12 protein-coding genes and 2 pseudogenes are annotated in these 14840 nt (G+C 49.0%); 7 read left to right on the top strand and 7 right to left on the bottom strand.

Translation table 11 applies throughout. The annotated features are described in order from the left end of the window. Positions 1–109: 109 nt before the first annotated feature. The 5 genes and pseudogenes from CFII64_RS29885 to CFII64_RS23765 form a co-directional block, all read left to right on the top strand. Positions 110–259: pseudogene (locus CFII64_RS29885) on the top strand (ATP-binding protein); the annotation flags it as partial. 74 nt (positions 260–333) lie between these two features. After that, positions 334–1104 carry a hypothetical protein gene (locus CFII64_RS23780; RefSeq protein WP_020293408.1) on the top strand — a complete coding sequence of 257 codons (771 nt, stop codon included), beginning with the start codon at positions 334–336 and terminating at the stop codon, positions 1102–1104. A gap of 455 nt (positions 1105–1559) precedes the next feature. Then, entirely contained in the window at positions 1560–2492 is a 933-nt protein-coding gene (locus CFII64_RS23775; RefSeq protein ID WP_020293407.1) for a hypothetical protein, read from the top strand. A 32-nt stretch (positions 2493–2524) separates the two neighbouring features. After that, positions 2525–2842, top strand: a complete 318-nt coding sequence (locus tag CFII64_RS23770) for a hypothetical protein (RefSeq protein WP_020293406.1) — start codon at positions 2525–2527, stop codon at positions 2840–2842. Then, positions 2835–3197: a hypothetical protein gene (locus tag CFII64_RS23765; RefSeq protein ID WP_020293405.1), complete on the top strand. Its 363-nt coding sequence runs from the start codon at positions 2835–2837 to the stop codon at positions 3195–3197. Before CFII64_RS23770 ends, CFII64_RS23765 begins: the two co-directional genes overlap by 8 nt. Here CFII64_RS23765 and CFII64_RS23760 read toward each other — a convergent pair. The 4 genes from CFII64_RS23760 to CFII64_RS23745 all read right to left on the bottom strand — a co-directional run bounded on the left by CFII64_RS23760 (position 3194) and on the right by CFII64_RS23745 (position 7191). Further along, on the bottom strand, positions 3194–4471 hold the full coding sequence (locus CFII64_RS23760; protein WP_020293404.1) for a relaxase/mobilization nuclease domain-containing protein: 1278 nt from the start codon (positions 4469–4471) through the stop codon (positions 3194–3196). The two genes, CFII64_RS23765 and CFII64_RS23760, sit on opposite strands and share 4 nt — an antisense overlap. Then, the gene (locus CFII64_RS23755) at positions 4468–4905 is read right to left on the bottom strand and encodes a hypothetical protein (RefSeq protein ID WP_020293403.1); all 438 of its coding nucleotides are present in this window, start codon (positions 4903–4905) and stop codon (positions 4468–4470) included. Before CFII64_RS23755 ends, CFII64_RS23760 begins: the two co-directional genes overlap by 4 nt. Beyond that, positions 4902–5168 (bottom strand): hypothetical protein, encoded by a 267-nt coding sequence (locus tag CFII64_RS23750; protein WP_020293402.1) that lies wholly within the window; start codon positions 5166–5168, stop codon positions 4902–4904. The genes CFII64_RS23755 and CFII64_RS23750 overlap by 4 nt, the downstream gene beginning before the upstream one ends. A gap of 298 nt (positions 5169–5466) precedes the next feature. Continuing rightward, a complete protein-coding gene (locus CFII64_RS23745; RefSeq protein WP_020293401.1) occupies positions 5467–7191 on the bottom strand; it encodes a recombinase family protein in 1725 nt (574 codons plus the stop codon). 39 nt (positions 7192–7230) lie between these two features. Here CFII64_RS23745 and CFII64_RS23740 point away from each other — a divergent pair. Beyond that, a pseudogene (locus CFII64_RS23740) lies at positions 7231–7776 on the top strand (ATP-binding protein); the annotation flags it as partial. A 575-nt stretch (positions 7777–8351) separates the two neighbouring features. Here CFII64_RS23740 and CFII64_RS23735 read toward each other — a convergent pair. After that, positions 8352–10328, bottom strand: a complete 1977-nt coding sequence (locus tag CFII64_RS23735; protein WP_020293399.1) for a methyl-accepting chemotaxis protein — start codon at positions 10326–10328, stop codon at positions 8352–8354. A 195-nt stretch (positions 10329–10523) separates the two neighbouring features. Continuing rightward, positions 10524–11444, bottom strand: coding sequence for a LysR substrate-binding domain-containing protein (locus CFII64_RS23730; protein WP_020293398.1), 921 nt, complete (start codon positions 11442–11444; stop codon positions 10524–10526). 157 nt (positions 11445–11601) lie between these two features. On the opposite strand from CFII64_RS23730, the gene CFII64_RS23725 reads away from it, so the two are divergent. Continuing rightward, positions 11602–12981 (top strand): NorM family multidrug efflux MATE transporter, encoded by a 1380-nt coding sequence (locus tag CFII64_RS23725; RefSeq protein WP_020293397.1) that lies wholly within the window; start codon positions 11602–11604, stop codon positions 12979–12981. Between the two features lie 52 nt (positions 12982–13033). Here the strand turns inward: CFII64_RS23725 and CFII64_RS23720 are convergent, their stop codons facing one another. Next, positions 13034–14701, bottom strand: a complete 1668-nt coding sequence (locus CFII64_RS23720; protein ID WP_044901642.1) for a bifunctional diguanylate cyclase/phosphodiesterase — start codon at positions 14699–14701, stop codon at positions 13034–13036. Positions 14702–14840: the final 139 nt, after the last annotated feature.

Raw genomic sequence — 14840 nt, 5'->3', positions numbered from 1 at the left:
TTCCACTCATATTTGATCCTGTGGCAGCTATTTGAGAAATTTTTTGCACGTATTTCCAAAACGCTAAACGAGGTATCAAGGCCTTCAGGCTAGTAGCTTTGCAGCTATTGCGAAAGCCGACAGCGGCAGTCGTCCGCAACCGGGGGAAATCACGCTGGCGCATCATGGCGTGCTGTTTCTCGATGAACTGCCGGAGTTCGACCGCCGTGTTCTGGAAGTGCTTCGCGAACCGCTTGAGAACGGCAAGCTCTTTCTAACACATTACGAGAAAGGTTCACGGTCCTATTACCGTCATGCTAATTTTGCGGTACATAACAGGCACGGATTGCGGAAATGACAAAAATTACTCCGGAAGAAATATTCGTCGTAGGTCTCTTGAATGACTCGCTAGGGTTAGAACTGAAAAGTCTCCCCACCATTCCGCTTCAGGAAACCCCCGATTTTTCAACAATTCACGGAGGAAAAAAGTTTTTGCTAGAGCTTAAGTCCTCATTTGAAAGTGACTTAGCAATCAAAGCAAAGAAAAAAGCATATGACCAAGATGAAATATATATTAAAGAGGATCTAATACAGCCCTCTGGTAAAAATTCAAAAAATTTTCACAAGGCTAGTAAGCAGTTGAACAATAGGAAAAGCAGCGAAGCAGCCGATTATTGTTTATATATTATAAATCTCATCAAGACAGATGGAGGATATCAAGAGCATACCGTGTTAGCGAACCTCTTAGGCGAAGCTAATATTTTGACTGATGAGGGTCCCTTATCCTGCCTTTATTACCACGAAAGTGAGTTTTTCAAACAAAAGGATCTTGTCGATGCAGCAATCATAATAACTAAGTCGCATGAGATTGCTCTAGTGATAAACGATTATTCACCTCGATATGAATCGTTTAGAAATAGTAGCTTCGCCGGATTGTTTGATTTAGCCTCAATTTATGACCCAATAGTGATGGAGGAATCTCGCGAAGTAATATCAATTCGGGAAGGAATAAGTAGAAAAGATACGACGGCACTAAAGCTGCACTTGCAGGAAAAATACAAATTTACATTCGCAATACAAACCGATTTTCATAGTATGTTCGCATCTTTCCAAGTTGATAGATAAGGAGAGACCGAGAAAAATATATTTTTCGAAGCTTGTCGAGCCTTGGGGCACGGTCTAATGTCAACACCATAAGTTTTTACATAACTATGATGAGATTAGCCTTTGAATAGTGTTTAAATGAGTTGTAGATAGTGTTTTTCACAATGAAAAAAATGCTCGGCTTGCCTCGCCATTCAGAAATGGTTTTGATTTTCTCGCCCTTCCATTTATATAACCCTTTAAGAAACCCTTTAGGAGATTTACAAGCCTTGTGAATCAAGGGCTGTAGAGTTTCTCGGTGTAGTTGAATAATAAGTTTGGGTGTACCACTATAATAAGGTTCGGTGTACCACCCTAATAAATCCCGCGTTGTTTTCAATCATAGATGAAAAATGGTGTGGTGCTCCAATAAAGATATTCATTGACATCCTCTAAAAATAATGTTATAAAGATATTAACTTATAAAAAGAGGATTTATGTCAGAGTACAACATAAGAAAAATCACAACCAAAAAAATATTTATCAGAGATGACTATATATCTCTAGCAAAATCGTTCATGTCTTTGCCGATTTTCAATGCGACTAATAAAAAACCTAGCGAGTCTGACTTCCTAACAATTGAAACAAGAGACCTATTTCAATATAAAAATATTCGCATTGCTACTCCTTTGCTATCGTTAAATTTCGATTTCAATATATTACTATTCTTGATAAAAGAAGCTGTAGTTGCGGAAGATAAAAATGTCATATTCATTGAATATTCCAAGCTCTTCAAGTTTTTAAAGGTCTCTTCAACAAACTCCCCTCTTTACAGAACTAAAACGAAGGATACATTTTCTAAGCTACAGATGTTCTCGATGCGATTCGAAAAAGGCGGGAGAGAATACCTTCTAGGATTTGTCGGTGATGTTATTGAGGTAGAGGGCGGCCTATCTGTAACGGTGTCAATGGGATTAAAAATATTTTACGAAGCTGATAGGGACCTGATTTTTAATCTTGAAGTAGAGAGATTCAACAAACTCAAGTCATCGTTTGCGAGAGCCTTGTTTTTATTTTACAAGTCAAATAACTACAAAAAAACCAACACATTCAAAATCCAAGATTTAATTTATCGCTTGCAGTGCTCTGATAATGACAGCAAAGAAGTAAACAGAAATTTAAAGAGGGCTCATGATGAACTTGTAAAAAGCGGACTTATACATTCTGTGCGGGAGATAAAGGATGTCGTAAATAAACGAAAAACCGTTAAATTCGCAGTTGTAGTAAATATAGCAACAGATAAAGAAACAGAAGAGCAACAAACAGAGACAGTAGAGAAAGTCAAAAGCACAGCATCTGATATTAGAGCGAAAGCGAAGTCCGATGAGGATTTTATGTTCTTCGCCGAAGATGACACAATGTTTAATTAATGCAATAAAAATAAATAATAGGAGATACAAGTATGAGTAAAGCAACACAAACAGATGTTGATTCTGCGGCATCAGAAGTGCAAAGTTTAATCAATAGTTTGCCTCGAAGTGAACAAGCGGCATTCCAAAATTCGATATTTAAGCTATTAAGCCTAAAAGATTTAGACAGTGCTTTAGCTGCACTAAAGGCTATGAAAAGCAAAATACTTACGAAAAAAGAAAAAACAAATCAGATGCATGCGATAAATCAGAATGGTATTGATTTTAAAGATCCACTGAGAGAACTGGAGAAGTACTTCTCTACTCCAAAGAATTTAGCTAAAAATAAGACGGGAAGGAAAGATGAGTAAGTGGGGTGCGGCTGAAGTAATTTTATTCACCGGATTCATTATTTTTGTATTGAGCTACGGACAGCTCAATAAAAAAACAACAGATAATAGTTATTCACTTAATGCAGAAGCTAGGCAGCAAGAACTGGAGAGAAAGAGAGAGCAAAGCAATAGAGATTTTATGATGCAAACATGTTATGCAGAAAAAGCACGGCAGAAAACTTGGCGAGCCTCGCAAGATTCTCATCATGCAAATAGAAACTTAGCAGAGTATTACAAAATCTTCGGCATTGAAGCAGATGCAATTATTGCCGCTGAAAATAAGAGTTATGAAGAAAACAAAACAAAATTTGTTGAGATAAGCTGCGAATATTAAAGCAGCATATCAACCCTAAATTTAGTTTTTTTACTTTCAGGTTTAACTGTCTTTTTCACCTCAAGCTCTTTCAATTCTCGCTCTAATCTCAATTTAAGATTTTCATCCTTTGTCATTTTGATAGCTTGTTGCAAATCGAAAGGCGATGGCTTGTAAAAGTCGGACATTGGGAAATTGTTCAGTGTACATACTAACCATGTTTGTTTTTTAAAATCATCTGATGAGTTAGGTAGAGTCGTAACCGCCGTGCCCGTTTCTAAAATTTTTTGAGCGGCTGCTTTGATTGTCTTGAAATTCGATGTTTTTAACTTTGCTTCATTTTTTTCTGAGTCATAGACAAATGCAATTTTATTCGTATTTTTGAAATAGTAGTTTTTTTCGTCACTACTCAAGAAGTGCTTATCAATAGTTCTGTTTGAATATTTTCTAAGAATGCTGGATTTTTGACCCAAACCGATTAGGTCTTGTTCTTCTAAAAGCCTCTGGTTTTCTTCGGCTGTTAATTGCATCAGTGTCGTGAAAAGTGGGTCGCCACCAAATTTGTCTTTGATTTTCTTGATGGGGTAATTCAGTTGCGAACCCTTAAAAACTTCACCATCTTTCTCAAAGCTCAGGCCGGAAACTCCGGCAGAATTTAGATTTGGCAGTAGCTTAATGTTTGACTGTTTCAGAAGCTCTAAAAATTCAGAAGTCTTTTTGGCTTTTTCAAACGAGTAAGCAATAGATTCTTTCATATAGTTTTTGAGAGGTTTAGAGCCTGTTCTAGCCTCGATTTTCATCGTTCCGGGTGCCGGTGCTGCTGGGTGTGGTTTCGTGTCTCTGTCAGCATTGTAGAGGCCGTGCTTAATCTCAAGTTCTACACCAATCTTGATATAATCTACAAAATCCCTATGAACCTTCTTCGTCTCAATCGAGCGAAGGGCGACACATATATGCACATGGGGATGTGCAGTATTTCGCTCAACTGACATGACAAAATGCCGCTTACCGGGCATTGAAATTTTCAATGCTTCCTCTGCAATGTCCATTAGTTCAGCATCCGACTTGTTTGAGTCGGATGGGTGAAAGCCTATGATTTTATGAAAATATAGGCGGTCTTGATTGCTCGCTCGAAAATCTTCAAACTTCTTATCTACTAGCTTAGCAAATTGAAAATTTGATGTTCCAGAAAATTGGGGTATTGTGGAACGAGTAGAACCCGGCACGGCGAGCTTTAGAATATAATTCACTGTTGAAAATGTGTTGCTTTTGCGAGTTATGATTTTGAATTTCATATATTGCTCGCACTGATTTTTCTTTTCTTATTCTGAGCCTTTTTCAATTCATGATTTGCGAGCACTTCAATATTTTGCTCGTAGTTGAAATAAGCATCAACTGCATCATCCAACTTTTGAGAATAGTCAGTGATGATATTAAGAATCTTCGAATTGTCTTTCTCTAAATAATTAATCAGTGCCGAATATTTTTCCGGATTCGCTTGAATAATATTCAGTGCTTTGGCGATTTGATTTAGAAGATTTCCCGCCTTGAGATAAATTTCGTCGTAACTATTTATCTCTTTTATTATAATGACTTGAGAGTCATCAATTAATCTAAGCACTAAGTCGGGTATAGACTTGTCGCCCGATTGTTCTTTAAACAGCATGATTTTCTCATGCTCGGCAGGTGTCCATGACAAACTGGTTTTTTTTGTTCTATTCTGTTTCATAATGGCTCCCCTCGCTTCAATTCCACTGCAAGGAGGCGACCAATAAAAATTAAAATACGACCCACATACACTAGCTTATCATCATCGCTAATCGAGTCATGCACATAGATATTACTTTGTATATATACCAGAAAATTAATCTTTTCTAATGTTTCATCACCGCGAAGAATCTTATTTGCGATGCCCGTGGCTAATCTCAAATCATAGTTTTCATCAAGTGCATTTATAAATTCAATGATGCTATCAAGTGTGTTCTGTTTCATGTCATATCCTTTTTATTGTCTATTTTCGCTCCTAAAAAATTTCAAACGAAGTGCGGGAAATTTCGAACAGACCATGAGCCAAAAAAGCTACGAAGTAGTTTTGAAGGCATACCGCAAAAACGAAGTTTTCACGGTATAATGGTATTGCTCGCATGTTTTAAAAGCTTCTAATACAAGTTGTAACATATGTAAAACAGAAGTCAAATAGAATGCAGAAATTTATACCGCTTTTCTATACCGAAATCTATACCTTTACTTATACCGCCTACTATGCAGGCGGTTGGTAATTAATGTGCTGCTAAATTTCGGCATTCATATATTCTGATAGGCTATTAATTCCAAACTCTTTAAGAGGATGGTGTAGAGTAAATCTTTTCCCAACTCTAGCCAGCTGAATGTCTTTAGATTTATCGCGAAGAGTCATAAACACAGTTCTTGTTTTTCTGTCGCAAGTAAAAACAAACTCAAATTTGTTCTCTTTAAAAAATGTGTTTAGCTTTAATCTCCCTGACTCATCGTCATAGAGCGATAGAATGTCAGACGATGAATATATATCAATATCAGTTCTTTCTTTGTGTAATTCCCCTGCAAGCTCATCTACTTCGCTCGACAAAACAGAAACTGCTTCTTCTGCAATTATAACTTTGTCTATGAAGATTTTAGGGATTTTTCCATCCGCATAATTCGAAAGCGATGCAGTGAGGTTTTCATAAAGCGATTTCGCATTGGCCAATAACTTCTCTTTTTCTATAAGTTCTACAGAAACACTTTGGTCTAATTTCGAGTTGCTAAAGAAATCAAGCAGAGCATCATTTAGGTTTTCTGAGTCCTGCTCATTTTCAAGATAAGTTCCTGTGTTACCTATGGGTTCACGATTCGCCCATTCATGAACAGTATAATCTATATCTTCGCCTGTAATTTGTCGTACGAGTTGCAATAGTGTGCCGAAAGCCAAGTCAAATCTAAATCTTGTTTCACAAGTCGATAGAGTTTCTTTGGATGTGTGACAGTGTAAGTATCCGTATTTCACACCTTTTTGGTTCACGGATTTTTCGAACATTAGAGTAGCACCGCACAAACCACATTTTATGCAGTGTTTAAAGATGTTTAAGCTCCCTTCTGTAGTTCTACCATAGTCTTTGACTTTTCCCCGCTGTTTCATCGCATTCACAGCTTCTTGAAATGCATGATTTGTGACGATTTGAGGGTAATAATTCTCAATAAAACTATCGAAGACTTTTTGTTTGTTCTCCCGCCTTTGAGACATTAATGCCCCAGTAGGATATTTACTGACAAGCATTTGATGTACTGTCCTACGGGTCCATTTTCTTTTCGAGTTTATGTTTACTTTCTTAAGAGTGTTAGATACACCTTCAGATTTTAGGCCTTCGATTATCGCCCTGATTTCGTTTGCTTCATCTTCGACTATATTGAATTTATTTTCAGCATGGTTAAATATAAGTCCGTAGGGCGGAGTATGCCTATTGAAAATTTCCCCGGAATTTTCGGCTTTTTCTTTTGCTTTATTCCACGAAGATTTCCGTCGTTTAGATTTAGTTTCACTTTCTTCGTTTGCTCGTTTAGCAATCAATCCTATCATCAGGAGTGTTTCTAAATCGCGGTCCGGGTCTTCATACGAATAAACCTTATTGTCGCTAGTGGTATACAGTTTCACTCCTTTTTTTAAAATCCCATCCTGTATTAATGAAACACCGTCTAAAACTCGCATGCGAGTAATACGGTCGATACTTTCAACTACGAGATAATCACCTTTTCGGATATGACCGGATTCAATTCTGACCAAAATATCTTTCAATTTACCGACTTTTGAATTTTCGCCGGTGTATGCAGACCTGCCGGGGTCAATGATGATTTCAACGACAGGAACACCCGTTAAGGAGGTGAATTCAGCGAGCGGACTGGTCTGTCTGTCGTAACTGTCACCGTCAGATTGGATGCTGCTGGACCACCGCACATATGCGATTGCGATGGGCTTCGACCTGTCTACCGCTGTGTTTTGCATTATGATTTTCCGGTCAAATAAAGTTCATGATACGCTCATCCGTTCGAGTCGGGACATATCGTGATTTCCCGGGCGCGGGATCGGGTGCGTTTTCCGGCGCGCTTTCAGCTGGTTGCGGCGATGAATCCCTGTCCGTGCGGCTATCTGGGCGAACCGACCGGACGCTGTCGTTGTTCGACCGAGCAAATCCAGCGTTATCGCAACAAATTATCCGGCCCGTTGCTGGACCGCATTGATCTGCACCTGACCGTGGCCCGGGAAGCGACGTCGCTTAATCCATCGCCGCAGCAAGGCGACGACACCGCCAGCGCCGCCAAATGGGTCGCCCAAGCCAGGGAACGTCAGCAGCGACGTCAGGGTTGCGCCAATGCCTTTCTCGATTTGCCCGGCCTGCGCCAGCATTGCGGGTTGTCTGCCGCCGATGAAGTCTGGCTGGAAACGGCTTGCGAGCGACTGACGCTGTCACTGCGCGCCGCCCACCGCCTGCTGAAAGTAGCCCGCACGCTGGCGGATCTGGAACAGGTCGAGGCGATCAACCGCAGTCATGTGGCCGAGGCGTTGCAGTATCGGCCTTCGAGTAATTGAGGTTTCAGACGTGCAACGACATCGTGGGGAATTCTATGTTTGGGGCTGCCCTCAGACGCCACCGATGTTTTGTCTGAACCGACGTCCTCCCGGATATATCCGGTCCTGCGGAATCGCGTCGATTTCGAAATCGTAGGAGCAAATTTATTCGCGAAGAGGCCGGGACAGGCTCTGACTACTCGCCGAATGCGCCGACGTCCTCCCGGATATATCCGGTCCTGCGGAATCGCGTCGGTTTCGAAATCGCAGGAGCGAATTTATTCGCGAAGAGGCCGGGACAGGCTTTGACTACTCGCCGAATGCGCCGACGTCCTCCCGGATAAATCCGGTCCTACGGAATCACGTCGGTTTCGAAATCGCAGGAGCGAATTTATTCGCGAAGAGGCCGGGACAGGCTTTGACTACTCGCCGAATGCGCCGACGTCCTCCCGGATAAATCCGGTCCTACGGAATCACGTCGGTTTCGAAATCGCAGGAGCGAATTTATTCGCGAAGAGGCCGGGACAGGCTTTGACTACTCGCCGAATGCGCCGACGTCCTCCCGGATAAATCCGGTCCTGCGGTGACCTGCTATATCAACGAAACCGATCAACCTCAGTGCGCAATTCTGCCGCCAGCGCATTCAGTTCTTCGGCGGTCACTGCCAGATGCGAGACCACTTCGCGCTGTTCGGTGTTGGCCATGGCGATGCTTTGCAGGTTGCTGCTGAGCAAGGTCGCGGTGCTGCTTTGTTCCTGAGTGGCGGTGGTGATAGCGGCAAACTGTTCACCTGCGGAACGGCTTTGCTCGTCGATCTGCGCCAGCGCGGCGGCGACCTTGGCATTGAGTGACAGACCTTCCTGCATCAACACATTGCCCTGCTGCATCGTGCTGATGGCGTTGCCGGTTTCCTGCTGAATACTGGCGATCATGCCGGAAATCTCGTCGGTCGCTTTGCGCGTACGCGATGCCAGACTGCGCACCTCATCGGCCACCACCGCAAAACCACGGCCTTGTTCACCGGCGCGGGCCGCTTCGATGGCTGCGTTGAGCGCCAGCAGGTTGGTCTGATCGGCAATCGAAGTAATCACGCCGACAATGCTGCCGATTTCCTGGGAGCGCTGCCCCAGCGTATCGATCACCGTGGCGGTGCTGCTGAGTGAGGAAGCAATCTGCTCAAGGGACGAAGACGCTTCCTGCATCGAGGCGCGACCGATGCGGGTTTGCTGAGCATTGTCACTGGCCAGACGCTCGGTATTGCCCATATTGTCGGCGATGTTCAGGGAAGTAGCGCTGAACTCCTCGACCGCGCCCGCCATGCTGGTGATCTCGCCAGACTGTTGTTCCATGCCTTCGTAGGCACCGCCCGACAAGCCTGACAACTCATGAGCACGACTGCTGACTTGCTGAGCGGCGGTGCGGATGTGGGAAACCATGGTCGACAAGGCTTCGCCCATCTTGTTGAAGCTGCCCGCCAACTGACCGATTTCGTCGTGACTGGACACATTCAGGCGCACGCTCAAATCACCGGCACCCAAGGCTTCAGCCTGACGCACCAGATCGGACAACGGCTGCAGTTTGCTGCGCAACAGCCAGATCGCCGAACCCACCGCGATGAACATGGCCAACAAGCTGCCAATGGCCAGTTGCGTGCCGACGCTCCAGGTCACCGCGCTGATTTCTGCTTTCGGCATGCTGGCGAGCACTGTCCATGGCCCGTCCTTGAATGGCTGGGCAACGCTGTAGAAATCCTGAGCCGTATCGTTCCAGAACTGGCCTTTGCCCGGCTGCTTGACGACGTCAGCGACGGTTTTGCCTGCCTGTTCCGGAGCTATCACGCCGGCCGGCGGCACCAGCCAGCGGCCTTGATCATCCAGCAGCGCCAAGGAGCCCGTGGTGCCGATGCGGAAATTCCTCAGGTTTTCGAACTGGGCGTTTTGCGCATCGGTGTAATCGAAGCCGACAAACAGCACCGCGATGACTTTGCCGCCGGTATCACGCACCGGGGAGTATTGCGTCATGTAATTGCGGTCGAACAACACGGTTTTGCCGACGTAGTTTTGTCCGGCGATCAGGCGGTCGTAAGCCGGACTCTTGTGGTCCAGTTGGGTACCAATGGCGCGTGTACCGTCCTGTTTGGTTACCGATGTGCTGATCCGGATGAACTCGTCGCCGCTGCGCACGAACACCGTGGCAACCCCGGCCGTCAATTGGCGGAAGCTGTCGACCTCAGTGAAGTCGTTGTTCAAGGCGTTGGCGCCGTCATACAAACCCGGGGTCTGAACGCCGGCCACCGTGACGGGTTTGTCGGCTTGAACGGTCAGGCCGCCAGCGAAGCGTTTTTCAAACAACCCGGCCAGGCGCTGGGTGCTGTCACGCAAGGTGCTATGAAAGGTGGTCAGCTGATCCGCCAGCAACCGCGCTTCACTGCCCATGTGCTCTTCACGAATGACGAGGTTGGCAGCGTCCAGTGAACGCAACGCAAAAACGGTACTGCCGCTGATGACGACCGCCAGAATAACGGCCAGAGCTATACCGAGTTGCGAGGCAATTCGAGCGCGGGGCTTTGACATGAGGGCTCCTGGCCGAACAGTTCGAACCTTTGGATTCCGATTGACTGCTCAGCAAATTATCTATTTTAGTTGTAGGTTCTTTCGCACTTTTTTGTACGACGACTTCCATGCCACAACATCGGCCACCCAAATGAATACTTGAGTGCATCCGTTGGTTTAGCAAACGATTGCGAAGCTGGAATACCCCCCGAACGATTACCTGAGAATTTCCACGTCCGGCAACTCCATGGCCTGGACTTCGCTTTGCAGAAAATCGCCCAGCCGCCGCAGCCGCTCTGTTCCGGGCCTTGTGCGCGGCCAGACCAGATAATAATCTTCGCCGCTGTGCACGGCGGTGCGCCACGGCAGTCTCATTCGACCGTGCGCCACATCTTCGGCAACCATCAGCAAATCGCCCATCGACACCCCATAACCCCGGGCGGCGGCGATCATGCCCAGCTCCAGCGTATCGAAAACCTGGCCGCCCTTGAGTGAGACCTGCGCCGACAAGCCGGTGCGTTCCAGCCAGGTACGCCAGTCGCGGCGGTCCGGCGTCGGATGCAGCAATTCGGCGGCGGCCAGACGCTCGATATCCCAAGGCAGTTCTTCGAGCAGGCTCGGTGCCCCGACTGGAATAAGCAGTTCAGGAAATAGGTAAATCGCTTCCCAATCCGCCGGAAAATGCCCGCGACTGAGCAGGACCGCGCAATCAAAGGGTTCCTGGCTGAAATCCACCACGTCCAGTTCGACCCAGGCACTGGTCAGCTGCACTTCATTACCGACCTGCAAATGACGAAAACGGCTGAGCCGCGCCAACAGCCAGCGCATGGTCAGCGTCGGCGGGGCTTTCATGCGCAACACGCCTTCATCGCTCAGCAGCGTGCTGCAGGCCCGCTCCAGCGCGGAAAAACCGTCCCGCACGCCGGGCAGCAAGGTGCGCGCCGCTTCGGTGAGTTGCAGATTGCGGCCTTTGCGCTGAAACAGTCGGCAGGCGAAATGCTCTTCCAGCGTGCGAATGTGTCGGCTGACCGCGCTTTGCGTGATGGATAACTCTTCCGCAGCGCGAGTAAAAGAGCTGTGCCGCGCGGCGGCTTCGAATGCACGAAGCGCATAGAGAGGAGCGAGACTACGAGCCATTCAGATCTTTCCTGCTGCGGGGAAGGCTAACTTTAGCCTATATCTCCAAATATGAGTTTTACTCATGCAACCGATCTGATTTATCCCTTTGTGCAAGGGCGGCTAACTGACGAGAATGTGCCGCTCATCAATACCTTCGAATTCGAGCACCATCGCCATGCAACAACCTGCCATCAAAGAACTCTGGATCATCCTGCGCCTGGCCGGGCCTTTGATCGCTTCGCAGATGGCGCACATGTTGATGGTGTTCACCGACACCGTGATGATGGGTCAGATCGGTCCTGAGGCATTGGCGGGCGGTGGTTTGGGCGCGGCCAGTTACAGTTTCATCTCGTTTTTCTGCGTGGGCGTCATGGCGGCAGTCGGCACGCTGGTGGCGATCCGGCATGGCGCGGGTGACAGCAAAGGCGCGGCACAACTGGTTCAGGCCGGGGTCTGGCTGGCCTGGGGCATGGCGTTGATCGCCATGTTGATGCTGTGGAATCTGGAGCCGATCCTTCGGCATTTTGGCCAGACCGAAGACAACGTGCACATGGCCGGTCAATTCTTGATCACCTTGCCATTGGCGTTGCCGGGATTACTGACCTTCATGGCGCTGCGCGGCTTTACCAGTGCGCTGGGGCGTGCCGGTCCGGTCATGGCCATCAGCCTGGGCGGCGCGGCCGCCAACTTCGGCCTCAACTATGCCTTTATTCATGGCCTGTTCGGGCTGCCGTATCTGGGCTTGATGGGCATTGGGCTGGTCACGGCGATTGTGACCAATGCCATGGCGCTGATCCTCGCGCTGCACATCCGTCGGCACCCGGCTTACGCGGCTTATCCGATTCGCCAAGGGTTCTGGCAGCTGTCGCGCAGTCACCTCAAAGAGTTGTGGCGTCTGGGTCTGCCCATCGGCGGCACCTATGCGGTGGAAGTCGGATTGTTCACCTTTGCGGCGTTCTGCATGGGTGCGATGGGCAGCACGCAGATGGCAGCGCACCAGATCGCGCTGCAAACGGTGTCCATGGCGTTCATGATTCCGGTGGGCATTTCCTACGCTGTGACCATGCGCATCGGCCAGCATTACGGCGCGGGCAATCTGTTGCTGGCGCGGACTGCCGGGCGTGCGGGCATTGTTTTCGGTGGCAGCGTGATGCTGGCGTTTGGCGTGTTGTTCTGGCTGGCACCGCACCTGATCATCGGTTTGTTCCTGGACATCAATGACCCGGTCTTTGCTGACATTGTCGATCTGGCAGTAAAACTGCTGGCGATTGCCGCCTGGTTCGAAATCCTTGATGGCACGCAGACCATCGCCATGGGCGCCATTCGCGGCTTCAAGGATGCCAAGACCACCTTCCTGATCGGGCTGGCCAGCTATTGGCTGGTGGCGGCACCGGCGGCGTGGATTCTGGGTTTCTATATGAATCAGGGCGCGGTCGGCGTCTGGTGGGGCCTGGCGCTCGGCTTGCTGTGCTCGGCGCTGGCGCTGACCTACGCATTCGAAAGAAAGACCTCGCGCCTGTTACGGCGCGAAGCGGGGGCGGCGGTGGTGGCGTGAACGCTGCGGTTTCGGTAGGAGGTCTCTGGGTTGCATTGACTGCCCTGCCCGATCAAACACTGCTCAACGACCGCGAAACACCTTGATCGAAGGTCAGGAATTCAAGCAGATCCGGCATCGCCAGCGGGCGGCTGATGAGGTAGCCCTGCACCTGATCGCAGCCGAAACTGCGCAGCAAGGCCAGCTGTTCGACGTTCTCGACGCCTTCGGCCACCACTTCCAGGCTCAGGTTATGCGCCAGATTGATCATGGCGTGGACCAGCTTGCGGTTTTCTTCGCGCTGCTCCATTTCCGCGACAAAACTGCGGTCGATCTTGAGCAGCGCAATGGGCAGGCTGTTCAGATGCACGAACGACGAAAAGCCAGTGCCGAAGTCATCCAGAGAAAAACGCACGCCGAGCCTGCCCAACGCATCCATGGTGTGTTTGACCAGATCGCTGCGGCGCATGACGGCGGTTTCCGTCAGCTCGAATTCCAGCCATTGCGCGTCGACGCCACGGTCGGCGATCAAGCGACTTAACGTCGCCAGCAGCTGGTTGTCCTGAAACTGGCGGAACGACAAGTTGATGGCCATGTGCAGCGGCGGCATGCCCAGTTCGCGCAGCGCCTGCATATCGCGCAGGGCCCGGGAAATCACCCAGTAACCCAGCGGCACGATCAAACCGCTTTGCTCGGCCAGCGGCACGAATTCGCTCGGCGGCAACAAGCCACGTTCCTTATGACGCCAGCGCACCAGCGCTTCCAGACCGACGATGCGCCCGCTGGTCAGGCAAAGCCTGGGCTGATAGTGCAACTCCAGCTCGTCACGCCGCAGCGCCCGACGCAATTCGCTTTCCAGATCGGCGAGGCTGCGGGCATTGCGATTGATGCGTTCGTTGAACACATGAAAGGTGCAGCCCTGAACACCTTTGGCCTGTTGCATGGCGATGTGCGCATGCCACATCAACGGATCGGCCCCGGCCGACGCGCGGGAGTGGGCAATCCCCAGGCTGCAGCCGATCAGCAGGCTTTCGCCATCGACCCAGTAAGGCTCAGCCAGCGCTTCGGTAATGCGCTCGGCCATCCACTCGGCGCGACGTGGTGCCCGTCGCGTGTCGATCAACAAGGCAAATTCATCGCTGCCCAGACGGGCGATCTGATCGCCGACTTCCAGTTGGCTTTTGAGGCGCGCCACGACTTGCAGAATCAAGCGATCCCCCGCCTGATGGCCGAGGGCATCGTTGGCGCGGCGGAAGTTGTCCAGATCCAGATGCCCGAGGGCCAGCCCGCGGCCTTCGTTTTCCAGCAAGCGCGCAGTGAGCAACGTCTGAAACCCTTGGCGATTGGCGATGCCAGTCAGCGTGTCCTGTTCCGCCAGGCGTTGCAGCGTGTCTTCCAGCAAGCCTTTTTCGCGGATATGCCGCAGGCAGCGGCGTAAGGTGTCAGTCGTTAGCGTGCCGCGAACCAGCCAGTCGACCGCGCCGACCGGTCCGACAGGCGGTTCCTGCTCCAGCAGCATAATCACAGGCAAACTGCAGCGTCCTGGCGCAGGTTGCAGCCCAGGCGTAGTCAGCAATACCGTATTGCTCTGGTCGACACTGTGCTCGCTGACTTCGCTCCAGTCCGCGACGCAAAGCAATTCAATGCCCTCCAGCGCAACCAGGCAAACGCGGAGCAATGCCTGCCATTCCGGCTCTCGGGCCAGCAATAACAATCGCACAGGTTGGAAAAGCGTAGACAAGCTAGCTCCCTAGGCTCGACAAAGACGAGCAAAAAAGCCCAAAAACACGGGGCCAAACCAGCGCCGTTACAGCGCGGTGATAAGCAAATGTAACAAAACTTCTAGAATTAGATAGCGCAGCGATATTAAGTGCAAGTAC

This window comes from Pseudomonas sp. CFII64 (assembly GCF_000416235.1).
Lineage (GTDB): Bacteria > Pseudomonadota > Gammaproteobacteria > Pseudomonadales > Pseudomonadaceae > Aquipseudomonas.
The sequence above is the reverse complement of the archived record's forward strand: the minus strand, read 5'-3'. Positions and strand labels throughout refer to the sequence as shown.

Excerpts from the sequence above, each read along its gene's own strand:
- CFII64_RS23780 (WP_020293408.1), top strand. The coding sequence starts at position 334 with ATGACAAAAATTACTCCGGAAGAAATATTCGTCGTAGGTCTCTTGAAT.
- CFII64_RS23775 (WP_020293407.1), top strand. The coding sequence starts at position 1,560 with ATGTCAGAGTACAACATAAGAAAAATCACAACCAAAAAAATATTTATC.
- CFII64_RS23770 (WP_020293406.1), top strand. The coding sequence starts at position 2,525 with ATGAGTAAAGCAACACAAACAGATGTTGATTCTGCGGCATCAGAAGTG.
- CFII64_RS23765 (WP_020293405.1), top strand. The coding sequence starts at position 2,835 with ATGAGTAAGTGGGGTGCGGCTGAAGTAATTTTATTCACCGGATTCATT.
- CFII64_RS23760 (WP_020293404.1), bottom strand. The coding sequence starts at position 4,471 with ATGAAATTCAAAATCATAACTCGCAAAAGCAACACATTTTCAACAGTG.
- CFII64_RS23755 (WP_020293403.1), bottom strand. The coding sequence starts at position 4,905 with ATGAAACAGAATAGAACAAAAAAAACCAGTTTGTCATGGACACCTGCC.
- CFII64_RS23750 (WP_020293402.1), bottom strand. The coding sequence starts at position 5,168 with ATGAAACAGAACACACTTGATAGCATCATTGAATTTATAAATGCACTT.
- CFII64_RS23745 (WP_020293401.1), bottom strand. The coding sequence starts at position 7,191 with ATGCAAAACACAGCGGTAGACAGGTCGAAGCCCATCGCAATCGCATAT.
- CFII64_RS23735 (WP_020293399.1), bottom strand. The coding sequence starts at position 10,328 with ATGTCAAAGCCCCGCGCTCGAATTGCCTCGCAACTCGGTATAGCTCTG.
- CFII64_RS23730 (WP_020293398.1), bottom strand. The coding sequence starts at position 11,444 with ATGGCTCGTAGTCTCGCTCCTCTCTATGCGCTTCGTGCATTCGAAGCC.
- CFII64_RS23725 (WP_020293397.1), top strand. The coding sequence starts at position 11,602 with ATGCAACAACCTGCCATCAAAGAACTCTGGATCATCCTGCGCCTGGCC.